Source organism: Streptomyces tubercidicus (genome assembly GCF_027497495.1).
GTDB classification, from domain to species: domain Bacteria; phylum Actinomycetota; class Actinomycetes; order Streptomycetales; family Streptomycetaceae; genus Streptomyces; species Streptomyces tubercidicus.
On record NZ_CP114205.1, the window covers coordinates 620,148 to 643,835 of the forward strand.

General features: G+C 70.0%; 16 protein-coding genes. 3 read left to right on the forward strand and 13 right to left on the reverse strand.

The annotated features are described in order from the left end of the window. Positions 1 to 64: 64 nt before the first annotated feature. The 7 genes from STRTU_RS02820 to STRTU_RS02850 all read right to left on the reverse strand — a co-directional run bounded on the left by STRTU_RS02820 (position 65) and on the right by STRTU_RS02850 (position 9,236). Complete coding sequence (locus STRTU_RS02820) at positions 65 to 1,921, reverse strand: S9 family peptidase (RefSeq protein WP_159742072.1); 1,857 nt, start codon at positions 1,919 to 1,921, stop codon at positions 65 to 67. Next, entirely contained in the window at positions 1,918 to 3,264 is a 1,347-nt protein-coding gene (locus STRTU_RS02825; protein WP_246240078.1) for an MFS transporter, read from the reverse strand. The genes STRTU_RS02820 and STRTU_RS02825 overlap by 4 nt, the downstream gene beginning before the upstream one ends. 371 nt (positions 3,265 to 3,635) lie before the next feature. Next, a complete protein-coding gene (locus STRTU_RS02830; RefSeq protein ID WP_159742073.1) occupies positions 3,636 to 4,013 on the reverse strand; it encodes a DUF2267 domain-containing protein in 378 nt (125 codons plus the stop codon). A 210-nt stretch (positions 4,014 to 4,223) separates the two neighbouring features. Next, entirely contained in the window at positions 4,224 to 5,429 is a 1,206-nt protein-coding gene (locus STRTU_RS02835) for an aromatic ring-hydroxylating oxygenase subunit alpha (RefSeq protein ID WP_159742074.1), read from the reverse strand. 169 nt (positions 5,430 to 5,598) lie between these two features. Beyond that, on the reverse strand, positions 5,599 to 6,789 hold the full coding sequence (locus STRTU_RS02840; RefSeq protein WP_159746649.1) for a cytochrome P450 family protein: 1,191 nt from the start codon (positions 6,787 to 6,789) through the stop codon (positions 5,599 to 5,601). Between the two features lie 440 nt (positions 6,790 to 7,229). Further along, entirely contained in the window at positions 7,230 to 8,345 is a 1,116-nt protein-coding gene (locus tag STRTU_RS02845) for an IPT/TIG domain-containing protein (protein ID WP_159742075.1), read from the reverse strand. A 408-nt stretch (positions 8,346 to 8,753) separates the two neighbouring features. Next, complete coding sequence (locus STRTU_RS02850; RefSeq protein WP_159742076.1) at positions 8,754 to 9,236, reverse strand: hypothetical protein; 483 nt, start codon at positions 9,234 to 9,236, stop codon at positions 8,754 to 8,756. Positions 9,237 to 9,860: 624 nt separating this feature from the next. Between STRTU_RS02850 and STRTU_RS02855 the strand changes: the two genes are divergently transcribed. From STRTU_RS02855 to STRTU_RS02865, 3 genes are read left to right on the forward strand one after another with little or no spacing between them, the layout of a single operon-like run. Beyond that, positions 9,861 to 11,333 carry a Dyp-type peroxidase gene (locus STRTU_RS02855; protein WP_218039285.1) on the forward strand — a complete coding sequence of 491 codons (1,473 nt, stop codon included), beginning with the start codon at positions 9,861 to 9,863 and terminating at the stop codon, positions 11,331 to 11,333. 5 nt (positions 11,334 to 11,338) lie between these two features. Beyond that, the gene (locus STRTU_RS02860; RefSeq protein WP_159742077.1) at positions 11,339 to 13,456 is read left to right on the forward strand and encodes a flavin monoamine oxidase family protein; all 2,118 of its coding nucleotides are present in this window, start codon (positions 11,339 to 11,341) and stop codon (positions 13,454 to 13,456) included. Next, positions 13,453 to 15,339: an alpha-keto acid decarboxylase family protein gene (locus STRTU_RS02865; RefSeq protein ID WP_159742078.1), complete on the forward strand. Its 1,887-nt coding sequence runs from the start codon at positions 13,453 to 13,455 to the stop codon at positions 15,337 to 15,339. Before STRTU_RS02860 ends, STRTU_RS02865 begins: the two co-directional genes overlap by 4 nt. A gap of 238 nt (positions 15,340 to 15,577) precedes the next feature. On the opposite strand, the gene STRTU_RS02870 is transcribed toward STRTU_RS02865, so the two are convergent. From STRTU_RS02870 to STRTU_RS02895, 6 genes are all read right to left on the reverse strand, one after another. Further along, the gene (locus tag STRTU_RS02870) at positions 15,578 to 16,870 is read right to left on the reverse strand and encodes a sensor histidine kinase (protein ID WP_159742079.1); all 1,293 of its coding nucleotides are present in this window, start codon (positions 16,868 to 16,870) and stop codon (positions 15,578 to 15,580) included. Next, positions 16,867 to 17,541 (reverse strand): hypothetical protein, encoded by a 675-nt coding sequence (locus STRTU_RS02875; protein WP_246240079.1) that lies wholly within the window; start codon positions 17,539 to 17,541, stop codon positions 16,867 to 16,869. Before STRTU_RS02875 ends, STRTU_RS02870 begins: the two co-directional genes overlap by 4 nt. 170 nt (positions 17,542 to 17,711) lie before the next feature. Next, positions 17,712 to 20,498 carry a caspase, EACC1-associated type gene (locus STRTU_RS02880; RefSeq protein ID WP_159742080.1) on the reverse strand — a complete coding sequence of 929 codons (2,787 nt, stop codon included), beginning with the start codon at positions 20,496 to 20,498 and terminating at the stop codon, positions 17,712 to 17,714. A 166-nt stretch (positions 20,499 to 20,664) separates the two neighbouring features. Further along, positions 20,665 to 22,386, reverse strand: a complete 1,722-nt coding sequence (locus tag STRTU_RS02885; RefSeq protein WP_159742081.1) for an acyl-CoA dehydrogenase family protein — start codon at positions 22,384 to 22,386, stop codon at positions 20,665 to 20,667. A gap of 115 nt (positions 22,387 to 22,501) precedes the next feature. Further along, complete coding sequence (locus STRTU_RS02890; RefSeq protein WP_159742082.1) at positions 22,502 to 23,059, reverse strand: PadR family transcriptional regulator; 558 nt, start codon at positions 23,057 to 23,059, stop codon at positions 22,502 to 22,504. Positions 23,060 to 23,156: 97 nt separating this feature from the next. Beyond that, a complete protein-coding gene (locus STRTU_RS02895) occupies positions 23,157 to 23,687 on the reverse strand; it encodes a DinB family protein (protein WP_159742083.1) in 531 nt (176 codons plus the stop codon). Position 23,688: the final 1 nt, after the last annotated feature.

Sequence of the window (23,688 nt, forward strand, 5' to 3'; positions counted from 1 at the left end):
GTCGTTGTGGATGATGTCCTTCTGCATGGCTGCTGCTCCTCTTCTGCCGATTGCGGAACGGTTCTTACGAGCCGGGGGTACCGGACGGGCCGGTGCCTCCGGAGACCCCGTCCACCGAGGGACGGGGGGTTCGGTGGGCCGCGGGAGCGCGGCGCAGATGCTGGTCCAGAAAGCCCATGGCCCGGTGCAGTACGGCCACGTGATGGGCGCCGGTGTAGCCGTCGTGGCCGGTCTCCAGCCACATCGACTCGGGTGCCGTACCCGCCTGCCGCAGTGCCCCGAGGTAGCTCCGTACCTGGCCGGGCGGGCATTTGGCGTCGAGGGTGGCGGCGATCACCAGCAGCGGGGCGCGGACGTCGGCCGCGTAGTGGAGGGGTGAGCTGCGGGCGTAGCGCTCGGGCACGGTGTCCGGTGTGCCGCCGAACAGCCGCTCGTCCAGGGCACGCAGGGCGGGGGTGCCGGTGCGGTAGGCAGCCGCGCAGTCGGCGACCGGTTTGACGGCGACGCCCGCCTGCCAGAGGTCCGGCCGGGTGCCGAGCGCGAGCAGCGCCAGGTAGCCGCCCCAGGAGGTGCCCCACAGGCCGATCGCGTCCGCTCGGGCCAGGCCGCGGCGGAGCAGATCGGTACGGACCGCGACGAGGTCGGCGACCTGGGTGAGCCCGACGCCCGCACCGTACGCGGCGCGCCAGCGGGGCCCGTAACCGGTGGAGCCGCGGTAGTTGACCCGGGCGACCGCGAATCCGGAGGCGACCAGGGAGTGCACCTCCGGGTCGTAGGCGTCACGGTCGTGGTCGGCGGGGCCGCCGTGCACCAGGAACACCAGTGGGGGCCGTCGTCCGGTCACCGGTTCCGGTTCGCTGAGCAGGGTGTGTACGGGCCCGTCCGGGCCGGGCGTCCACAGTTCGCGGTGCCGGCCGGGTGCGGGGGCGGGCAGGGTGGCGAGTTCGGGGAGCCGGGTGCCGGCGGTGGAGTGCATCCGGGGCGGGGTGGCGGTGTCGGTCCAGAGGTAGTGCACGTCGTCGCCCGGGTGCGGGGCGGCGTCGAGCAGGGTGCCGGGCGGGGTGGGTAACGGGGTCAGGGTGTGACGGTCGAGGTCGGCCGTGGCGAGGGTGGAGCGGCCGTGGCGGTCCTGGCGGACGAGGGTGCGGCGTCCCGTGGGGTACCAGCGGGCGGTGATCTCGGTTTCGAAGCGGCACCAGTCCTGGGGCAGCAGCCCGCTGCCGGGCCGCCAAGTCGCCAGCCGGTAGCCGTCGTTGTGCTCCTGGACCAGCAGCAGCTCGGTGCCGGACGGGGACGGCGCGAAGCCGAGCGCCCAGAGCCGGCCGCGGTGTCCGGAGAGCTGGTCGAGCACCGACCCGGAGCAGGTGACGAGCGTGACCGCGCGGTCGGAACCGGCCGCCCCGGACAGTGCCAGCAGCCCGCCCGAGGGCGAGATGCCGGTGAGCAGCGCCTGCCCGCCGACGGTCCACACCTGCCGGGCCGGACCGCCCGGTCTCCCCAGATGGACGGTCATTCCGCTGCCGTCCCCGAGGCCGATGGCCACGGTCCCGGCATCGCTGACGGCGAGACCGTGCGGGAGCCCCGGCGGCAGACCGGTCAGGCCCGGCTGCCGCGCTCCACCCTCGAAGTCCTGGAAGTACCACTGCCCGCGGCCGCGACGGTCCTCCGCGAACCACCACACCCGGGCATCGGCGTCGAGGGCGCAGTGCAGGGTGCCGTACGGGCTGTCGGTGACCTGGCGTGCGGTGCCGGTGGCGGCGTTCCAGGTGAAGATCTCACAGCGGCCGTCGGCGTCCGCGGCCAGCGCCATCCGGTCCGGGTCGCGTGGGCAGACCTCCGGGAGCGCCGGGTGGTAGACGCGGAAGCCGGTGCTGACGGGCGGCAGCGCGTGGGCGGCGGGCTGCGCCGCGGTCGTGCTCATACGGGCTCCGAATCGGGGTGGGGCGGGAGGTCGGAAGCGGTGAGGGGCGAGGGTTCCGGAGCGACGCGGGGCACGGGCTCCGAGTCGGGGTGGCGTACGGGCTCCGAAGCGCCGCGGCGGCTGTCGGCCGGTGCCACGAAGGTCGTATGGAGTGCGAGTACGGCCAGCAGGGCGGCGCAGCCCGTGAGGGTGGCGGCGGCCCCGGCCCGGTCGGCCGACAGCCCGGCCAGGGCGGGCGCCAGGGCCGCGGCCGCGCCCGACACGGTGGCCAGCACGGTGCCGGTGCGGGCCTGGAGCCCCGGTGGCACGACCTGGATGATCCGGGCCTGCAGCGCCACGGTCGCCACCGGCGTCAGCAGACACAGCAGACCGAACAGCACCCCGAAGTGCCAGGCGTCACGGGCCATCGGCAGGGCCGCGGCAGGCGGCACCATCAGCCAGGAGACCGTCACCAGCACCCGGCCCGCGGAGCGCCGTCCGGCGATCCGGGGTGCCGCGAGGGCACCGACCAGCCCGGCCGCCCCGGCGAGCGCGAGCACCAGCCCCAGCGGTGCCGCGCCCCGGCCATCGCGCTGAAGGGCGAAGACCGTCGTGTAATACAGCGCGACGAGCAGGGCGTTGACGGCCGAGATCCACAGAAGCGCCAGCCGAAGGAAGGGTTCGCGGCGGATCAGCGTCAGACCGGCCCCGGCCTCGGCGGCCCGGGATCGCACACCGCGCCGCACCGTATCGGTCGGCGGACGCTGGGCAGGGTGCGGGACGAGGCGGGAGCGCATGGCGACGATGCAGCCCGCCGCGATGGCGTAGGAGAGGGCGTCCGCGAGGAACGGCAGCCAGCGTTCGGCCTGGAAGAGCAGCCCGCCGAGCGCGGGCCCGAGCACCAGCGCGCCCCGCTCCCCCGCCTGTAATCGGGACAGGACGCGCCGGTACTCCGCGGGCGGGCACACCAGGGCGACGGTGCCGAGCGCCGCCGCCTCGTAACAGGAGGTGGCGCACCGCTCCACGAGCACGGCGGCGATGAGCACGGCCAACGGGACCGGGCCCGCCGCGACCGCGACGGTGACACCGGCCATCGCGGCGGCGGAGACCAGTGCGGAGCCCACCATCAGCTGCTTGCGCGCCCCGCGGTCGGCGGGGACGGCGGCGAGCGGTCCGAGCAGCAGCGTCGCGACCGCGGAGAGTCCGGCGAGCGCACCGACCTCGGCGGGTGACCGGCCGAGGGTCAGGAGCAGCAGCGGCAGGACGAGCCCGGATGTCTGGCTGCCGAGGGCGTCGCAGCTGCCCGCCCACCAGAACAGCCGGAGGTCACGGCGGACATGGGGCAGCGGAGCGGCCGCTGCCACCGCCGGCACGGTCCCGGTCATCAGGGGCGGCCCGGGGCCGGTCTCACGGAGGAGCAGCGCGCTAAGCCGCAGGGCGCGCCGTCTGCCGGGGATGCCGCTGACCGTTCCATGCCAAGCCACCTCACGTGGGTGGGCAGACCGTGAAGATCGCCTCACCAATAGGTCAACTTGCGGAGGAAATGTGCCCGAATCGTGCCGGAGCTTAGCCAGATAGTGACGTGGGCCACAAGATGTGGGTCGGGAACACTTTCGAACGGAATGTCGGGGCCGGCCGGGCGGCCCGGTGCCAGGGCGTACCCGGCGCACCGCCACACATCAACGGCCGCCCCGGACCGGTTCACCCTCTTGGAGCTTGCGCCGAACGAGCGGCCTCAGCGCGCGGTCTCCACCAACTGCGCGTACTCCTTGCCGAGCTGCGACATGGCGTGCTCGAACTCCCGCCGGGAGACGGCCTCTTGGAGTGTGCCGAGGACCGCCCGCACCCCGCGGTCGGCTTCCGACGCGGACAGGCCGGTGCGCCCACGCACCCTGCGGATCGACTCATCCGCTCCGAAGATCTGCATCTCGCCCCGCTCCCGTTGGAGCGAGACACGCAGCGGCTCGGGAAGTTCGCGGGCAATGTCGCGGGCTTCGCCGTAGCTCAGACGAAGGGCGAGCGTTTCGAGAGTGGCGCGGGTCAGATCGGCCGCTTCCTGCCGCGAGAGCCTCGCGCGTTCCGCCACTGCCCGGAAGAACTCCTTGTCGTCCATGCGAGCCTCCACATCGGAATCGAGGGATGAACGAGGGAGGCAACCTCACTCACCACCTTGCCACGATCCCCCGCCCACCGTCGGCCCACCACCCGCTGCACCCGCCCGCCCACCGATCGTCACCCGGCCGGAAGGCGTCTGACCTGGGGCGATGCCAGGTCAGACGCCCTCTGCGCGAGCCGGGTCCTCCCCCACCACAAACCGGGCCGGTCAGCCCGACCCGCGTGATCCCGCGTCCGAGCCGACCCCGGCCCGCACCGTGCCATCGCACCAAGCCGCAGCACCGCAGAGAGCGGTTTCGGGGCGGATAGGCACTCCATTGGTACGCAACACATCGCGGACATCGAGGATCAGCGGGAAGACCTCCTGGTTCCAGTCCTCGCCCTGCTCGTCCCAGGCCCGCTGCTCCGCCTCGACCGCCATCCGGTCCTCGGCGAACACCCGCTCCGTGAAGCGCCGGATGAGCGGCCAGGCGAGATGGAGGGCTCCCGGGATCGGCGGCTTCGCGATCATGAGCAGGCCATAGGCGTGGTTCGTGCGCTGCTCCGCGTCCTCCGGCACGTAGGCCGCCCAGAGGGAGAACGACGGGAGGTCGGATTTCTCGGGGACCGCCTGAAGGGTCTGATAGGGGTACTCGGTACGGACGGTGATGACGTCCGGCGTATCACCTCCGCCGAAGCCCTCACCGGACAGCAGACCGGCGCCGCGGTCCTTCTTTCCACCGGCGGAAACGAACAGATACCGGGCCTCCACGAATTCCGGACCGGTTTCGTAGCCCAGCAGCTTGGGCTGGATCTTGCCGAGGACTCCTCGGTGCAGGAACTGGTGATTCATATCCAGCAGATTTTCGTGCATGAAGGAGTAGTGGCAGTGCACCGTGCGCGAAAACACCATGGTCTTGTGCTTGGCCGAATCGTATTCCGGCAGCTCGGGCAGCGGCGTCGTGGCCGCCTTCTCCGGATCACCCGGAAAGACGAACACCAGGCCGTACACTTCGCGGACCGGATAGCTGCGTACTCCACGCGGCGGCCGGTCGGTCCCCTTGGGCAGATACGGGATCTGTGAGATCCGGCCGTTCCCCCGGTAGGCCCAGGCGTGGTAGCAGCAGCGCAGCGTCTCACCTTCCACGACGCCCATGCTCAGCGGCACCTGGCGGTGGGCGCACCGGTCCTCCAAGGCGAAGACCGCACCGCTCTCGCCGCGATAGAGCGCGATCCGCTCCCCCGCGAAGACGGTGGCGAAGGTCTTTCCCTTCGGCACATTTCCGGATACCGCGACCGGGTACCAGAAATTCGGGTTGATTCCCGTACGCCGAAGGTCGGCCGTCGCTCCGGGACGGTTTTCACGCCGGTGGACCGGGCCACCGGCCACCCCGGCCGCAATGGTCCCGTCTCTTGCAGGCTGAGCCTCGGTCATACGTTTCTCCTCGCACGCAGGTCAGTGATACGGAACGGGGAGAACATGGGCTGTCCGGCGGGCAGTGCGCCGTATCGGTTCTCCGCGATCACCTTGTGCGTTTCCCCCGGCAGGGCGGCAATCAGGCTCGCCCCGGAGGGTGACTAGGCCATTTGACACTGGCCGGCTGTCACGACCAGCGGATCGGGAGTTGCCGCGGGCCGCGGAGCAGTGCGCCGAGACGCCAGCTCAGGTCGGCCGGGTGGGCGTCCAACTCCAGCTTCGGGCAGCGTTCCAGGAGTGTGCGTACCGCGATCCGGGCCTCCAGGCGGGCGAGCGGGGCACCGAGGCAGAAGTGGATGCCGTGGCCGAAGGCCACATGGCCGCGGGCGTCGCGGGTGATGTCGAAGCGCTCGGGGTCGTCGAAGCGGAGGGGGTCGCGTCCCGAGTCGGCGATCACGGGGAGCACGACCTCGCCGCCGCCGGGGATGACCGTGCCCGCGATATCGGTCGGTTCGAGGGTGAAACGGAAGGTGGAGGTCTCCAGCGGTCCGTCGTAGCGCAGCATCTCCTCGACCGCGCCGTCGATGAGGGACAGATCGGCGCGCAGGGCGGCGAGTTGGTCAGGATGGGTGAGCAGCGCCAGGACGCCGTTCGCGATGAGGTTGCCGGTGGTTTCGTAGCCGGCGATCAGTAACAGCTGGGCCATGCCCAGGAGTTCCTCGTGGCTGAGCCGGTCGCCGTCCCCATCACTGACCGCGATCAGATCGCTCAGCAGGTCGTCGCCGGGGCGGGCGCGCTTGGTCTCCACCAGGTCGTCGAGGTAGCCGGTCATGGCCGCCAGGACTTCTTTGGTCTGCGGTGTGGGGGCGCCGACCATCAGGATGTCGGTCCAGGTACGGAAGGTGTCCCGCTCCAGGAAGGGCACGCCCAGGAGCTCACAGATGACGGTGATGGGGAGTGGGAAGGCCAGCGCCTCGACGAGGTCGGCGCGGCCGTCGGGGGCGGTGAGCATCGCCGTCAGGAGCTCATCGGTGATCTCCTGGACGCGCGGCGCGAGGGACGCCACCCGGCGCGCCGTGAAGGCACGGGCCACCAGGCCGCGCAGCCGGGTGTGTTGCGGTGCGTTGGCGCGGAGCATCGACACGCCGCTGGACACCGGCTGCATCGGCTGCGCGGACGAGGCATGCCGCCACTCCTTCGACAGCCGGGGGTCGCTGAGCGTCGCGCGCACCTCCTCGTAGCCGACGACCAGCCAGACGACCGTGCCGTCCGGGAGGCGCACCCGATGTACCGGTCCTCGCTCGCGCAGCCGCGCATACACCTCGAAGGGGTCACGGACGAAGTCCTCGCCCATTGACGCCAGTTCCACTGTCCCCATCGGTTCGGTTGTCATCCGGTCTCCTGTCCGTGTCCGTGTCCGTCGTGACCTTGCCTCGGGACGACTGGGTACGTACGGGGAAACCATCCCCGGCAGCGGAGCCACTAACCGTGTCCCGCAAGGGAGTTGGTGCTACGGCCACCCTCGAAGGCGACGCGGAGGCGCTTCCGTCCATCGCAGCGCAAGGGCCCCCTGGCACCGGCGCGGATGTCGCCATCCCTACCGGGCCAGGAGGCCCTCACCTCGTCGGAGTGCCACCCCGGGCGTGTCGTCCGTCACCCACCTGCCGGAAGGACACACCCGGGCCGCGGTTCGCCAGGACCGGAAGGGGACGGTCCGTGCCGAGGCGTGGGTGCGGTGGCACTGCTCGCCGGGTCATCGCGGGAGCGGGCTCCCCCGGGCCACGGCCGCGCCGCGGGCGCCGGGGGAGGAACGGCCGCTCACACGTAGGTGTATCCGCCGGCGGCGGTCGTGCTGCCGGACAGCGTGGTGACCACGACGGGGACGTTGCCGAGCGGGCCGGCCGGGGTGAAGCCGATCAGGGCCGTACCCGAGGCATTGACCGAAACCCCGGTCGCCGCAACCCCGTTGAACGTCACCGACGCCCCGTTCAGATTGCTCCCGGTGATCACGAATGCCGTGCCGCCCGCGGTGCTGCCGGACGACGGCGACAGCAGGGTCACCACCGGCAGGGGCGGCGCCGTGTAGGTGTACCCGCCGGCGACCGTGGCGCTGCCCGTCGGCGTGGTGACCACGACCGGGACATTGCCGAGCGCACCGGCCGGGGTGAAGCCGACCAGCGCCGTACCCGAGGCATTGACCGAAACCCCGGTCGCCGCAACCCCGTTGAACGTCACCGACGCCCCGCTGAGGTTGCTCCCGGTGATCACGAACGCGGTACCGCCCGTGGTGCTGCCCGACGACGGCGACAGCGAGGTGGCCACGGGCGGAGGCGCCGTGTAGGTGAATCCGCCGGCGACGACGGTGCTTCCGGCCGGGGTGGTGACCACGACCGGGACGTTGCCCGCGGGGCCGGGCGGCGTGGTGCCGGTGAGCACCGTGCCCGCGGCGTTGACGGAGACCCCGAGGGCGGCGACGCCGTTGAAGGTGACCGTGGCGCCGGTGAGGTTGGTGCCGATGAGGGCGAACGCGGTGCCGCCGGACGTGGGCCCGGTGTTGGGTACGAGGGCGGTGACCGTCGGGCCGCCGGGCACGGTGGCCGTGTAGGTGTAGCTCACCGGGTTGGAGTTGCCCCAGGAGGTGATGGCGATGACCTGGACGGTGCCCGCGGCGTGTGCCGGTGCGAGGACGGTGACCGAGTTGCCGGAGGGGTCCTGGGTGACGATGGTGGCGGGGACGCCGCCGAAGGTGACCTGGAGCGTGCCCTGCAGGCCCGACCCGGTCAGCAGGACGGTGTTTCCTCCGGTGGTCGGTCCGGAGGACGGAATGGCGTTGTAGAGTCTCGGATATCTGGGCCAGTTTCCCCCGCCCCCGTCCCCGCCGGGCCAGGAGCCCGGGGCCTGCGGATTTCCTTGCTGCTGTATGACTTCGGACATGACTTCTCCCTGGGCAGCCGCCGCTCCGGCGCCGTTTCACGAGTCGATTCGTGAACGGGTCACCGCGGAGCGGGAGTTGCCGCCGTCGAATGTTGGGTGTCTGCGACGGTAGGGTTCCCGGCGGATGAGGAGAAGGCGTGTACGTGACAGCAATGGCGCGTTCGGCGATCAAAATGACAATAGGTAGATGAGCGTCACGCCCGCATTGTTGTCCGGCGTACGCCGGTATTCTGCCGCCCCCTTTTCCGCGCCGTGGGTGTGGGCGCCGGGCGTGCAGGGGTTGCGGTTCCGCCGCGCCGTACGGATGGCCGTCTACTGGAGACATGCGCACGGGCCCGGGGACGGATATTGCTCGTCCCCGGGCCCGTTCCGTTGGTGCTCATCGCCCCTTGATGGAGCGCATGGCGGTTACAGGTGGTAGATGGTGGCGGCCCAGTTGGCCTTCCAGTTTCCGTCGCCGTACTGGAGGTTGACGGAGCACCGACCGATGTTGCCGTCACAGTTCAGGGTGTTGGCCGGGACGGGCGCGGCCAACCGTGTGTTCTCGGCGGAGCGGAACGCCTGGTGGAAGATGGTGGCGGACCAGCTCGCCCGCCAGTATCCGTCGCCGAATTGCAGGTTGGCGATGCACTTTCCGGTGTCGCCGTCACAATTCAGCGCGGTCACCGGCACCGGGGCGCGAGAGGCGGACCGGGGTGTCTGGTGGAAGATGTTCGCTCCCCAGCTGGCCTTCCAATTGTTGTCACCGAAGCGGAGGTTGGCTGTGCACTGATAGGTGTCGCCATCGCAGTTGAGCGCGGTCACCGGAACCGGAGCGGCGGTGGCCGGCCCGGCCAGTCCGATGGTCAGTGCCGCGAGAGCAGCGCCGGTGCCGACGATGGTGCGTCGCATAGCCGTGTCCTTCCGTCGTGGGCGCGCAGCGCGCCCGACCAGAGAGAAGGATCTGCTGGATTCCCGTCGCGCCGAGCCCGCACCTGATGGCCTTCAACAGAAGGTGTGAAGGCCCGTACCCACGCCCGAACGGGGTCTGCGCCGTCTGTCGGCAGGGGTGGTGAACAGCGCGAACGTGGTGATCCGGGGGCGCGAAAGAGGGCGCACTCTTGGTCTCCCGGCGGTGGGTGGCCCATGCCCCGGGCACAGTCCCGGCGGTCCCGCGGCAGCCCGGCGGGCCAGTGCTTCCGTGTGGAGCGGCTGTGGGGATGAGGGCGCCCCGCAGACGGGTAGGTTCATGGATTTGCTGCGCGGCGCCGGAGGCGTATTGCCCAGGGTATTCGCCTGGCAGTCCGGGGGGGGTTTCACCAGAACGGGTGGGCGTGTGCTCCGTTTGGCGTCGGTGCTTCTGCGGAGTGGAAGGTTGGGTGCTGGGCTGGCCGCACAAGCCGTGCACCGGCTGTCTTTGGTGTGCCCTTGTGCCTGTTCCGTATCCGCCTCCATTGCTGCGTGCCGGGAGTCGGCTTCGCCTGCGGGCGAATTCCCGATGCCCCGATGCACCCGCAGCTGCCCTGAAGGAGAGACGTGACCACTACCTCGTTGCGCCCGACCGGCGCGCCGGAAATCGAGCAGCTTCCGGAACCGCCACTGCGCAGATCCCGAGAAATCCAGGGAAACATTCTTGCCGCTTTCAACAAGGACTATATGGCGTTCCGCTATGTCCGCTTCCCCGACGGTGCGGGTGGCCGTGGCTGGCTGTCCGTCATGCTGAATACCGTCTCGGTGACCGCCACCGTCGAGGACTTCAATGAGGAGTTCTCCCTTTCCCGCCGGGCCTATGGCCAGGATCCGTCCATCACCGCGACCTGGGTCGGGGTGTCCTTGACGTTCCAGGGCCTGCTCCAGGTGGCCCGGGAGCCCGAAAAGGTGAAGCAGGATCTGGCACCGTTCGGCTCGTTTGTGAAGGGTGCGGACGGACGGGCGGCGGACCTCGGCGACGACGGTACGAGCGCACCGGACCACTGGCATTTCGGCTCGGACCGGAGCGGAGTACACGCCGTGCTGATCGTCGCCGCGGACACCGAGGAGGCGCTGACCGAAAAGCTCCGGAATATCGCCGCCGCGGATTCCTCACACGGGGTGACCCTGGTCCATCAGGACGACGGCCGTACTCTCACCGGGGATCTGCGCGGGCACGAGCATTTCGGGTACAAGGACGGCATTTCCCAGCCGGGCGTCAAGGACTTCCACCGCGAGGACCGGGAGAATCCCGGTTTCCGGGACAACCGGCCGGGGTCCACCCTGGTCGAGCCCGGCGAATTCGTCTTCGGGTACAAGAGTGAGAGCGGAGAGCCGCCCGAGGCTCCCAAGTGGCTGGACAACGGTTCACTGCAGGTGGTGCGCCGGCTGCGGCAGGACGTCCCCGGCTGGAACGAGGCCGTGAAACGCGAGGCGGCCAAGTTCCGGCCGCACGGCATCTCCGCCGATCTCCTGGGCGCGTGTCTGGTCGGCCGTAAGAAGGACGGCACGCCGTTGGCGCAGGGCGAGAACCCGGTCGTCGGGGTCGGTCCGGAGCGCAATGACTTCACCTACGAGAACGACGGCCAGGGCAAGCAGACCCCGTGCGCCGCGCACATCCGCAGGACGACCCCCCGGCACTTCGAGCCCACCCAGCAACACCGCATCATGCGCCGCGGCATCCCGTACGGTCCCGCGTACACGGGCAGCAATCCGGAAGCGGACCGCGGCCTGATGTTCGTGTGCTACGGCACCTCGCTGGAGAGGCAGTTCGAGTTCGTCCAGCGGGCCTGGTCGAACAACCCCGGCTTCCTGCCGGGCACGAGCGGTGCGCCCAACGGCATCGACAAGGTGACCGGCACCATCAGGCAGGGCGGTTCCGGCAGCCCGGACGCCCATATCGTGCTGTCCGACGGCGAGGAGGGCACCGTGTCGATGGACCGGTTCGTGCAGACCACCGGTGCGGTGTACGCGTTCACGCCCTCCATCAGCACCCTGCGGCGGCTCGCCGCGAACGAGTCCCTGAGCCAGAAGGGCTGACGGCCGTGAACGACATCCGCGGTGAGCGCACCGGAGCCGAGCGCGCCGACGAGAAGACCTATCAGCAGCTCGCCCGCGAACTGCTGCTGGTCGGCCCCGAGCCGGCCAACGAGGACCTCAAGCTGCGCTATCTCGACGTACTGATCGACAAGGGGCTGGAGCGCCCCGCCGTTCCCAAGCGCATCCTGATCGTCGGAGCGGGCATCGCCGGGCTGGTGGCCGGCGATCTGCTGACCCGCGCCGGGCACGATGTGACGATCCTGGAGGCCAACGCCAACCGGGTCGGCGGCCGCATCAAGACCTTCCACGCCAAGAAGGGCGAGCCGCCGCCCTTCACCGACCCCGCGCAGTACGCGGAGGCCGGGGCGATGCGCCTGCCCAGCTTCCACCCACTGACCCTCGCGCTGATCGACAAACTCGGCCTCAAGCGGCGGCTGTTCTTCAACGTCGACATCGATCCGTCGACGGGCAATCAGACCGCCCCCGTCCCGCCGGTGATCTACAAGTCGTTCAAGGACGGCAAGATCTGGACGTACGGCGACCCCAGCCCCGAGTTCCGGGAGCCGGACAAGCGCAACCACACCTGGATCCGCACCAACCGCGCCCAGGTGCGCCGCGCCCACTACGCCAAGGACCCGTCCCAGATCAATGAGGGCTTCCATCTCACCGGCTGCGAATCGCGGCTGACCGTGTCCGAGATGGTCAACCAGGCGCTGGAGCCGGTGCGCGACTACTACTCCGTGCTGCAGAGCGACGGCAAGCGCGTCAACAAGCCCTTCAAGGAGTGGCTGGACGGCTGGGCCGGGGTCATCCGCGACTTCGACGGCTACTCCATGGGCCGCTTCCTGCGCGAGTACGCCGGGTTCAGTGATGAGGCCATCGAGGCGGTCGGCACGATCGAGAACATGACCTCGCGGCTGCATCTCGCCTTCTTCCACAGCTTCCTGGGCCGCAGCGACATCGACCCCACCGCCACCTACTGGGAGATCGAGGGCGGCAGCCGCAAGCTCCCGGAGGCGCTCGCCAAGGATCTGCGGGACCAGATCGTGATGGGCCAGCGGATGGTGCGGCTGGAGTACTACGACCCGGGACGCGACGGCCATCACGGCGGGCTCGCAGGTCCGGGCGGCCCCGCCGTCGCCATCCAGACCGTGCCCGAGGGCGATCCGTACGGGGAGGTCGAGACCTGGACCGGGGATCTGGCGATCGTCACCATCCCGTTCTCCAGTCTGCGGTTCACCACCGTGACCCCGGCGTTCTCGTACAAGAAGCGCCGGGCCGTCATCGAGACGCACTACGACCAGGCGACCAAGGTGCTGCTGGAATTCTCCCGCCGCTGGTGGGAGTTCACCGAGGAGGACTGGAAGCGGGAGCTCGACGCCATCGCGCCGGGTCTGTACGACTACTACCAGCAGCGCGGCGAGGACGACGCCGAGGCCGCACTGGCCGTTCCGCCGAGCCTGCGGGAGCTGCCCACGGGGCTGCTCGGTGCCCATCCGAGCGTGGACGAGCAGCGCATCAGCCCCCAGCAGGTGGAGTACTACCGCAACTCCCCGCTGCGCGGCGGCGTACGCCCTGCCACGCATGCCTACGGCGGCGGTTCCACCACCGACAACCCCAACCGCTTCATGTACTACCCCTCGCACCCCGTCCCCGGCAGCCAGGGTGGTGTGGTGCTGGCGGGCTACTCCTGGTCGGATGACGCCGCGCGCTGGGACTCCTTCGAGGACGCCGAGCGCTACAGCTACGCCCTGCTCAACCTCCAGTCGGTGCACGGCCGCCGGATCGAGGTCTTCTACACCGGCGCCGGCCAGACCCAGAGCTGGCTGCGTGACCCGTACGCCTGCGGAGAGGCCGCCGTCTACACCCCGCATCAGATGACCAGCTTCCACCTCGATGTGGTGCGGCCCGAGGGGCCGGTGCACTTCGCCGGTGAGCATGTGTCGCTCAAGCACGCCTGGATCGAGGGTGCGGTGGAGACCGCCGTACGCGCCGCCATGGCCGTCAACGAGGCTCCCCCGGCGGACGAGAGCGCCGTCGGCGGACGGGCCGCGGCACCCCGCGGACGCCGGTCCGCCGCCGGGTCCACGGACGAGTCGCGCGAGGGGGTGCTGACGTCATGAGCACCTCCCCGACCTGCACCGTGGCCGAGTACCTGGGCCGCCGGCTGGAACAGCTCGGTATCACCCATCTGTTCGGCGTTCCGGGCGACCACCTGGGCCCGTTCCTGTCGACCCTGCACGAGAAGACCACGGTGCGCTGGGTGGGCACCCCCACCGAGGGCGGCGCGGGCCAGGCCGCGGACGCCTTTGCCCGGGTGAAGTCCGCCGACGCGGACCCCTCACTCGGCGAGCAGGGCATCGGCGCGGTCGCGGTCACCTACAGCGTGGGCGCGTTCAACCTGCTCAACGCGATCGGCGGGGCCTTCGCCGAGTATGTGCCGCTGATCGCGATCAACGCCGCACCGTCCTATGAACAGTGGCTCAACCAGCAGGCGATCGGCCTGCTCACCTCGCATATGTCGCAGCGTCCGGAGAGCAATCTGGAGGTCTACCGCCAGGTGACCGTGGACGCCCAGGCCATCTCCAACCCCGGTCTGGCCCCCACCCAGATCGACAGCGCGATCACCGCCTGCCTCTCCCACCGCCGGCCGGTGTATCTGGAGGTCATGGACGATGTGTGGGCGGCGCAGTGCCCCGCACCGCAGGGCCGGCTGACGGGCCGCGAGCGGCCGCTCACCGCGCAGAAGCAGCGCCTGCTCGACCGCGCGGTGAGCGCGTGTGTGGAGCTGATCCGGCGGTACGGCAGCCCGGTGCTGTGGGCCGGTGAGGAGATCGACCGCTTCCGGCTGTCCGACGAGTTCGAGCAGCTGGTGCGCGAGACCCGTATCCCGTTCTGCACCACCATCGGCGCCAAGTCCGTGGTGTCCGAGTACACCCCGGGCTTCTCCGGCGTCTACAACGGCAAGGCCAGCAGCCCGGAGGTCGCCGAGGTCTTCCGCAACGCGGGCTGCCGCATCGGTCTGGGCTCGTGGGCGACCTCGAAGAACCTCGGCGGCGAGCAGGCGATCGGCGACGACTGGGCGGTCGCCGCCCACGAGGGGGTGCATGTCGGCGCCTCGTACTTCCCCGATGTACAGCTCGCACGGTTCCTCCCCGCGCTGCGGGAACGCCTGGTGGCGGAGTTCGGGGACGGCGCCTTCGCCGCGGACTACTTCGCCCGCGCCCATGACGCGGGCCTCCCGGTCGCCCGCAGCACCGCCGCCTATCTGGCCTCGCAGACCGGCGGGCCGTACCCGGAGAACCTGACGTACGACAGCCTCTTCCGGCACCTCAACGCCTTCCTCGAAGCGCAGACCGGCGAGCCGCCGGAGGAGCACGGCAACCCGTTCACCGTGGTGTGCGATGCCGCGTTCGCGCTGATCGGCTCGATGAATCTGCGGATGGCCGAGCGTGCCTCGTACGTGGCGCAGAACAGCTGGCTGTCCATCGGCTACTCGGTCGGCGCGGCCACCGGCGTGGCACTGGGCCGGAGGCATGCGGAGAAGCGCCCGATGGTCTTCGTCGGCGACGGCTCGTTCCAGGAGACCTGCCAGGAGATGTCCACCCATGTGCGGCACGGTCTGCGCCCGGTGGTGTTCGTCCTGGACAACGAGGCCTTCTACGGCATCGAGCAGATGCTGGTCCACCCCTGCTACTACGCGGAGGACACCCCGCCCTCGGACGGCGCCGCCTTCTACAACGAACTGCACCCCTGGCGCTACGAAAAGCTCGCGGAGGTCTTCGGCTCCGCCAAACACCCGATGCACGGCTTCGCCGTCCGCCGCCACGACGAACTCACCACCCTGCTCCAGCGCATCGCCGACCCCAGCGACGCGGTCAACCAGGGCCCGATCGTGGTACGCGTACAACTGAACCGACACGACTATCCCGAGGCACTCAAGTACAAGGTCACCGAAAACTGCCCACCGCCTGCCGACACGGGGGCGGAACACAGCCGGCGATGACCAGCCCGCGCACGCTCGGCGGCCCTGAAGGCGCCTGCAGATCCCGGTAGTTGGGCGAGGCCCGGCCGACAGCATGGTGTCGGCCGGGTCTGCGCTTTCCGGTGGCGCGGTCCGCACGCACAGATCACACGGTGGTCACCTGCCGATAGGTTCTGACCATGACTGATGATTGGCGAAGGGACCGGATCGGGGCCGCGCTGCGGGGTGCGAACCCGGCGAGGGTGTGGGGCTCCGGCAGCTACTGCTGAGGCTGCCGCTCCAACGTCCATGCGGGGAGGACGAGTTCGGCGATGGCGCCGCCGTCGGGGGCGTTGGAGAAGCGGAGGGTGGCGCCGAGGACGCGGGCCTGTCCTGTGGCGATGGTCAGGCCGAGGCCGTGGCCGGTTTTCTTGCCGGTTTTTGAGTGGCTGCTGAAGCGCTGGGGTCCGTGGTCGAGGAACTGCCCGGGGTAGCCGTCGCCGTGGTCCCGGACGGTGACGATCAGGCCGCTGACGGTCAGGATCACCGGTGGGCGGCCGTGGCGGTGGGCGTTGGTGACGAGGTTGCCCAGTACGCGCTGGAGCCGGCGCTGGTCGGTGGCCACCCGGGTGTCCCGCGCGATGCGGACCTCGGCCTCCTGCCCGGTGGCCAGCACCGCACCCTCGACCAGCGGCCCCAGCTGATGCTCGTCGATCTCGGCCTGCTCGACCTCGGCGTCAAGACGGGAGATCTCCAGCAGGTCTTCGGTCAGCCGGCTCATGGTCCGGATGCGTTCCTGCACCATCTCGGTCGGACGGCCGGGCGGCAGCAGCTCGGCCGCCAGCCGCAGCCCGGTCAGCGGGGTGCGCAGCTCATGTGCCACATCGGCGGTGAAACGCTGCTCGCTGTGGAGCTTGGTCTGGAGTGCGGCGGCCATCGCGTCGAGTGCGGCCGCCACCGCGGCGGCCTCGTCCTGGGCCTGTTCGGGGCGCAGGACACGGGGGTCGTCCACACGGGCGTCGAGATCGCCGGTGCTGATTCTGCGGGCGACCTGGGCCGTGTGGTGCAGCCGACGGGTGATGCGGGAGACGGCGAACAGCCCGACGAGAAGGGTGAGGGCGATCGCGAAGGCGGAGGAGCCGATGATGGCCCGGTCCAGCCCGCGGAGCGCGGCGGCTCGCTGGCTGTAGTCGAGATGGACGGCCAGCGCCTTGCCGTCGGCGGGGGTGACGGCCCACATGGCCGGGCGGCCACGGTGGTCGGCGAGCTGGGTGCCGCGCTCGCCATGGCGTGCCATGGTGCGGAGTGCGGAGGGGAGATCGGCGGGGTCCACGGCGGCGTTGCGGCCGAGGGGTTCCCCGGCCGTATACGCCGCCGCGACGGTGTCGAGTTCGGAGAGGGCGGCACCGCGGGCCTGGTCCTCGGTCTGTCTGTCGACCAGGACGTGCACCAGCACGCCGACCAGCACGGCGAGGACACAGCACATGACGATGACGAAGACGGCGAACTTCCAGTAGAGCCTCGCGGTCCATGCGGGCAGCCGCAGCCGCGTACGGGGCCGGCCGGCGCTCATGGCGTCCGCTTCGGGGTGGAGGTGGGCGAGTCCGCCTGGTCAAACTCCGTGGTGGACCGCAGTTCCATGCGCTGCGTCCGCGGGTCCCACGCGTAGACGGTGCGGGTGGCGTATCCGGGTGTGCTTGTGGGCTCCCGCAGGATCAGATCACCGTTCGCGATCTCCACCGAGAGCGGAGTCACGCCGGCGTCCATGATCCGGTTCACCACCCCGTGGCGCAGCATGAAGACCCACAGTGTCAGGGAATCGTCCGCCGTCTCGATGCCCACGATCAATTCGGCCTTACCGTCCCCGGTCAGATCCTGGTATTGCGGTTTCAGCACCGGACAGCGCGCCCGTTCGTCGGCACAGGCGTCGATCTTCCTCGTGGTGGCGCCGTCGAACTGCGGCGCGCCGTCGAAGACGTCGCCCGCGGCCACCTGTCCCTTGACGACGGTGAGCAGCGGCGCCTTGCGGATGTCCCCGGACGGCACCCGGGGCACCCCGGGAACGGCGGCGGGCAGGTTCTCGCCCGTCCCCGGCTCTTCGAGCGGTGCCGGCTTGCGATCCGGCCACAGCCGGACCGGGGCGGAGGCGGCCGGGGTGTGGCCCGCGCTCAGCGGCTCCCCGGCCCCCGCGCAGCCGCCCAACAGCGCCACGATGCCCGTCGCCGCAAGTGCGAACGACGTCATACGTACCGGCCCCGGGAAATACGGGGAACGGAGAAGGAGCACATCTCTTCCAGTCGTGGTGCGGACTGAGCCTGTCCGGATCTTAATGGTTGCGCTCAGCCGCACCACCCGAGGTGTCCGATATGCCCGAAAAGTGACAAGTGGGTGACTTGCCCGTGAAGCCCGCGATATCAGGCTCCGTCGACGCCCAGCTGCACGTAGTCGTACCCGCCGTAGGCATCCGAAACGTGAACATCGGTCAGCCGCGGACCGCGCCAGCTGACGTACTTTTCGTAAACGAACGGCAGGTAGTAGGCCCCGTCGGCGACCCGGTGAGTGATCTCCTCGCCGGCCTCAGCGGCCTTGCCCGGGTCGGGTTCGACGGCGGCCTTGTAGAGGAGTGTGTCGAGGGCCGGGGAGTCGATCTCGGCCACGTTGGAGTTGCCCCACGCAGGGCGCTGCCGGCTGTCGACGAGCCATTGCCAGAAATTCCGTCCGGACGGGAAGTCGGCCTTCCAGCTCGCGAGGACGATGCCGTAGCCCCGCTTCTTCACCTCGGACGGCGCCCCGGCAATGTCGGGCGAGCGTGCCCCGTCGAACTGCTCGACCTTCGCCTCGACGCCGATCTTGGCCAGCGCACTCCGCAGCGATTCGGCGGCGTTGACCTCCGTCGGCCGGTCGTTGCCCACTGCGATCTTGGTCGAGAAACCGGCGGGCCGCCCGCACTCCTCCAGCTCCTTCCTGGCCTGGGTCACGTTCGGCCGTCCACCGTTCTTGAGCACGCCATACGGATCGAAGGCGGGGTCGGCGCCCCTGATGCCGGGCGGGAGCAGATTCGGCGCGAGGTCACCACCCGCGAGGGTGCCGCCGAGCGCGGTCTGCAGACTCCGGTGATCGGCGGCGTAAACGACCGCCTTGCGGCAGTGCTCGTTCTCCATCGGCTTGACCGACTGCGGAAACCCCGCGTAGCGGACCAAGCCGGACCGCGGGGTGTCCAGGTTCTTATGGAGTTCGCTGTCCGCCAGCGCCCTGGCTCTGGCCTGCGGGCCCAGCCCCGTGGTGCTCAGCGCCAGGTCGAAATCTCCCTTGAGCAGGCGGGTGTCCACGGCGTCCCGATGGTCGACGGATACCGTAATCCTGTCCGGGCGGGCCTCACGGATCGGGTCGGATGACGGCTTCCAGCGGGAGTTGCGCACCAGCTCCAGCGATTTGCCGGGCTCGTACGAGCGGAACTTGTACGGGCCGCTGGAGAACGGCCGGAGACCGTATTCGGCCTTGGTGTCCTCGCTCTTCTTCACGGGCGAGGCGGCCACCATGGCCAGCATCTGCTCGAAGTCGCTGTCGGGCCGGGGCAGTTTGAAGACGATGGTCTGCGGATCGGGTGTGGTGATCGCCGACAGACCCTTCGCCGAGGTGTCCTTGTACGGGCCCCGATAGGTGCCGTCCGGGTCGAGAGCCTGCCGCAGGTAGCTCGGCCCACCGGTGATCACGCCCCGTGCCCAGAGCCGCTCGATGCCGTACTTGATGTCCTCGGAGGTGAGGGGCGACCCGTCCTCCCAGGTGAGCCCTTTGCGCAGGGTGTAGGTGTAGGTCCGGTGGTGATCGGTGACCTTGGCTCTGGTCGTTGCCAGATCCGGTGTGAGTTCGGCGCCCTTCGCTTTCGGGTCATAGGTCACCAGTTGACGTGTGTAGTAGCGGGCGAAGTTCGCTACGTGCGGCGAGTAAGTGCGCTGCGGGTCCCAGGAGTCGGCATCGTCGGCGCTGCCGAACTTCAGCGTGCCGCCCTTCCTGCCCCCTTGCTTGAGGACGTGACCGACGGCGGCGTTGTACGCGGCTTTGGTGACGCTGCCCTCGGCCTTGCCGTCGGATCCGCTCTGGGAACCGTTCAGCAGGGCGACGGTCGTGGAGACGCCCGCGACCAGGAGTGCCGCCGACACCACCGCGATGACCCTGGTCCGGACGGGGGCGTCCGGGGTGTGGTCCGGGGAGGGGGCGGGTTCGGAGGCCGGCCCCTGCGGTTCCGAGGCCGGTTCGGCGGCCGGCTGCTGCGGTTCCGGAGCGGGCTCGGGTACGGGCGCGGGTTCGGGCTCAGGTACAGGCTCAGGTACGGGCTCTGGAACGGCCCGGGTATCGGGCGCGGAAGCCGGCTCAGGAGCAGGTGGAGAATTCGGCGCGGGAACAGGCGGAGCAGGCGGCGGCGACGGCTCGGACGGCGGCTGCGGTCGGTTGTCGGGATGGGCCAGGTTCCGGGCCAGCGCGATCAGTCCGCCGGTGTTGCGGTTGCGCTGCTGGGGCAGCGGTCTGGCCTTGGCCGCGAGCGCGGTGTAGAGGTGCCGGTACAGGGTCTGCATGTCCAGCAGCGGCGGGCCGTCGGTGATCCCCTCGGTCAGCGCGGTGATCAATTCGCCGGTGAACGCGGTGTATTCCTCGCCCGGCGGGGACAGTGCCTTCCGTGTCTTCGCGGAGGCCGCCATCAGGGACGTGCCGTCGATCAGCGCGTGGTCGGCCACCTGGGCCTGGGGGCTGCCGCTCATACCGCCCACCAGGGCCCGCCCGCTGTAACAGCAGTCCAGAATCACCACCTTGTGCCGGGCGCCGATCCGCGGGTCCAGGACCGCCCGGCGCACCCAGTCGAAGGGCAACGCGCTGTAGAGCCGCTCCTGATCCGAGCCGGGCAGCGCCAGGTACAGCTCTTCGCTGTACGGGTCGATGAGCCCATGCCCGGCGTAGTAGACGACCAAGGTGTCGGTGGCGCGGAGGGCGACGCGGTTGAGGGTGTCCAGCACGTCCTGGGCGCTCGACGGCTGGGACAGTGCGGTGCAGTGCGAGGGCGGCAGTCCCCATAAGTCCCGGTCGGTGAACGCCCGGGTGAGCCCGGCCAGATTGCGCTCGACGGCAGGCAAGGCCGGCAGGCTCTCGTAGCCATGGACGCCGATGAGCAGAGCCTGCGAGGCAGCGGGGTCGGGGAGGATCGTCATCGTGACCGGTATTCCTCTCCCGGGCCTCTTCACCCGCCGCGCGCACTGATCCAGACTGCCGATCCTAAAGGGTGGCCGGCGCGGCAGGCTCAGCCGTCCTGCGGGGACGTGGCTGAGCCTGCCGTGCCGGCCCGCACCGGGGTGCGGGCGCGGCGTTGTGGCGTGGTTACGGGGCCATCTCGTACGCCCCGGACAGGGCCTCCACGCGCTGCCAGACACGCTTCGAGCGGTCGTCGTCGATGACCGGGCGGCGGACCGCGCCCAGTGCCCAGCTCTGCTGCTTCTCGGTGGCGGAGTCCTTGCCGTGCAGTTCGACGGCGTGCGCGGAGAAGTCGCGGACGAGGACGGCGAAGAGTTCGTCGAGCACGTCCGCGTCCAGGCCGGTCAGCTGCGCCTGCTCCAGGATCAGCTGGCCGTGGACGACCAGTGCGAAGAGCTGGCCGACGGCGAGCAGCAGATCGAGGTCACGGCTCTGCGCCTCGTCAGGGGCGGCGGTGGTGACGAACTCGCAGAGGGCGTCGGCCTGTTCGCGGAAGCGGGCGACGTTCGGCACCCCGGCGAAGGCGTCGTAGGCGGTACGCCAGTCGTGGAAGCGTACGGCGCCCAGACCGCGGGCCGGGCCCTGCTGGAAGAGGAACGCGTCATCGGCCGCGTCGAGGCGGGTCGGTACCGCCTCGTACTCGGCCGGGTTCAGGAGGTGGTTGCCCATGAACTTGAGGATCAGGGCGAGGTTGACGTGGACCGTGCCCTCCAGCTTCGGCAGGCCGCGGATCTCGGTGGCGGCCTGGGCGAAGTAGGTGTCCTTCTCGAAGCCCTTGGCGGCGATCACGTCCCACATGAGGTCGATGACCTTCTCACCCTCGGTGGTCACCTTCATCTTCGTCATCGGGTTGAAGAGCAGGTAGCGGCGGTCGTCGGGGCCCGCGGAGCGGAAGTAGTCGACCGCGCGGTCGCTGAACAGCTTCATGCCGACGAGGCGGACATAGGCGTCGGTCAGTTCGCGGCGCACGTGCGGGAAGGCGGTGACGGGGCGGCCGTAGAGAATGCGGTTCTGCGCATGGGTGACGGCCTCGTACATCGCGTGTTCGCAGATGCCGATCGCGCCGGTGCAGAGGTTGAACTTGCCGACGTTGACGGTGTTGAGGGCGGCGTCGAAGGCGGCGCGGCCGGTGTGCAGGATGTCGTCGGCGGAGACCGGGTAGTCCTCAAGCCGGAACTCGCTGACGTACTTCGAGGAGTCAACGACGTTCTTCACCAGGTGGTAGGCCGGGTGGCGGCTCTCGGCGGCGAAGAAGACATAGCCGTCCGGGCCCTCGATGTCGGTGCGGCGGCCGAAGACGGAGACGAGTCCGGCGGCGTTGCCGTTGCCGATGTAGTACTTGGAGCCGGTGGCGCGGAAGCCGCCGTCACCGTCGGGCTCCAGGAGCATGTCGGTGGAGTAGATGTCGGCGCCGTGGGCCTTCTCGGACAGGCCGAAGGCGAACACCTCGCCCTGGGAGAGGAGTTCGGCCGCGCGGCTGCGGACGGCGGCGTTGTCGCTCTGCCAGACCGGGCCGAGGCCGAGGATGGTGACCTGCCAGGCGTACCAGTAGTCGAGCCCGTAGAAGCCGAAGATCTCGTTGAGGGCGGCTATCCGGGCGGTGTCCCAGCGCTTGTCCTGCTGCCCGTCGGCGGCGGAGGCCGGGGTGAGGAAGGTCGCGAACAGCCCTTCCTTGGTGGAGAACTCCAGGAACTCCGACAGCCAGGCGCGGGAGCGGTAGTCCTCGATCAGCTTGCGCTTGCCGCGGTTCTCGAACCATTCGACGGTGGCGCGCAGCAGCCGGCGGGTCTCGGGGTCGAAGTGCGCCGGGTCGTAGGTACGGGGGTTGAACAGCAGCGGGTCGGCCATGGGTGGTCGCCTTTCCGGCTCAGTGGTTGGGGGTGGTGGGTGGTGGTCAGGAGGTGTGGATTGCGGGGTGTGGACTGCGGGTTGCGGGTTGCTCCCCCGGGCGTCCGCGCCCGGTTCAGTGCTCGGGGCGGAGTCGGTGGAGGGTGGCGAGTACGTCGTCCAGCCAGGCGAGAGTCATGCGCTCGAAGGCGATACCGCCACGCAGTACGACGTGCTGGAGTTCCTGGCCCGCATCGGGCGTCGCGGGGGCCTCGGGGCCGGTGAAGTCGCGCCGCTCCCCCGCCAGATAGTGCGCGAGGCGGTCGGTGTGGATCTGGTGGTGCCGCTCGACCTCGCGGATCAGCGCGGCGGGATCATCGAAGGCCGCACCGCGGATCTTCACGGCGAGGTCGTGCCGGACGCTCTCGGGTTCGATCGGCTCGTGCAGCCACTCGGCGAGCGCCGTGCGGCCGAGACCGGCGACGGAGTACTCCTTCTTGTCCGGCCGGGCCTGCTGCGGCACCTCGCGGACATCGATCCAGCCGTCGCTCTCCATGCGCTTGAGGACGCGGTAGATCTGCTGGTGGGTGGCGGTCCAGAAGTATCCGATGGACCGCTCGAACCGCCGGGCCAGCTCATAGCCGGAGCCCGGCTTCTCCAGCAGGGAGACGAGGATCGCGTGCTCAAGCGCCATACCCCGATCCTTCTATGCAACTCGTTGCATAAACAAGAGCGACCGCCCGGGTGAGACACGGCTCACCCGGGCGGGGTGGGGGCAGGGGCGGTGGGGCCTACTCGCCCACGGCCCCATCGGCCAGCTCGCGGGCGATGTCGAGTTGGCCGGCGTGGCGGGCGTACTCCTGGAGCAGGTGGAAGAGGATCCAGATCAGGGTGGGGCGGTCCTCGTCGGCCGGGACCGTTCCGCCGAGGCCGGCTGCCTGGTCGTCCAAGCGTGCCGCGGCGACGATCGCACGGGAGCGGGTGCACTGCTCCTCGAAGAACCGCCGCACGTCCTCGAAGGTTTCGCCGGGTTCCACGTGCCATACCCCGGGGCGGGTCTTGAACTCGGCCCACGGTTCGTCGATGGGTGCTCCGTCGAACCCCCATTGCAGCCACCGCAATTCGACACAGGCCAAGTGCTTGAGCAATCCCAGTGGCGACCAGCCGCTGGGCATCCGGCTGTTTCTCAGCTCCGCGTCGGACATCCCTTCCAACTTGCGCAGCACGGTCTGCCGGTAGAAATCGAGGTAACCGGTCAGCAGGTCGTAGGGGCTGGTGAGCGTCACCGGAGGTTCTTCGGCGGGTTCGATCTGAGGGACCATG

Excerpts from the sequence above, each read along its gene's own strand:
- STRTU_RS02820 (WP_159742072.1), bottom strand. The coding sequence starts at position 1,921 with ATGAGCACGACCGCGGCGCAGCCCGCCGCCCACGCGCTGCCGCCCGTC.
- STRTU_RS02830 (WP_159742073.1), bottom strand. The coding sequence starts at position 4,013 with ATGGACGACAAGGAGTTCTTCCGGGCAGTGGCGGAACGCGCGAGGCTC.
- STRTU_RS02835 (WP_159742074.1), bottom strand. The coding sequence starts at position 5,429 with ATGACCGAGGCTCAGCCTGCAAGAGACGGGACCATTGCGGCCGGGGTG.
- STRTU_RS02840 (WP_159746649.1), bottom strand. The coding sequence starts at position 6,789 with ATGGGGACAGTGGAACTGGCGTCAATGGGCGAGGACTTCGTCCGTGAC.
- STRTU_RS02845 (WP_159742075.1), bottom strand. The coding sequence starts at position 8,345 with ATGTCCGAAGTCATACAGCAGCAAGGAAATCCGCAGGCCCCGGGCTCC.
- STRTU_RS02850 (WP_159742076.1), bottom strand. The coding sequence starts at position 9,236 with ATGCGACGCACCATCGTCGGCACCGGCGCTGCTCTCGCGGCACTGACC.
- STRTU_RS02865 (WP_159742078.1), top strand. The coding sequence starts at position 13,453 with ATGAGCACCTCCCCGACCTGCACCGTGGCCGAGTACCTGGGCCGCCGG.
- STRTU_RS02870 (WP_159742079.1), bottom strand. The coding sequence starts at position 16,870 with ATGAGCGCCGGCCGGCCCCGTACGCGGCTGCGGCTGCCCGCATGGACC.
- STRTU_RS02875 (WP_246240079.1), bottom strand. The coding sequence starts at position 17,541 with ATGACGTCGTTCGCACTTGCGGCGACGGGCATCGTGGCGCTGTTGGGC.
- STRTU_RS02880 (WP_159742080.1), bottom strand. The coding sequence starts at position 20,498 with ATGACGATCCTCCCCGACCCCGCTGCCTCGCAGGCTCTGCTCATCGGC.
- STRTU_RS02885 (WP_159742081.1), bottom strand. The coding sequence starts at position 22,386 with ATGGCCGACCCGCTGCTGTTCAACCCCCGTACCTACGACCCGGCGCAC.
- STRTU_RS02890 (WP_159742082.1), bottom strand. The coding sequence starts at position 23,059 with ATGGCGCTTGAGCACGCGATCCTCGTCTCCCTGCTGGAGAAGCCGGGC.
- STRTU_RS02895 (WP_159742083.1), bottom strand. The coding sequence starts at position 23,687 with ATGGTCCCTCAGATCGAACCCGCCGAAGAACCTCCGGTGACGCTCACC.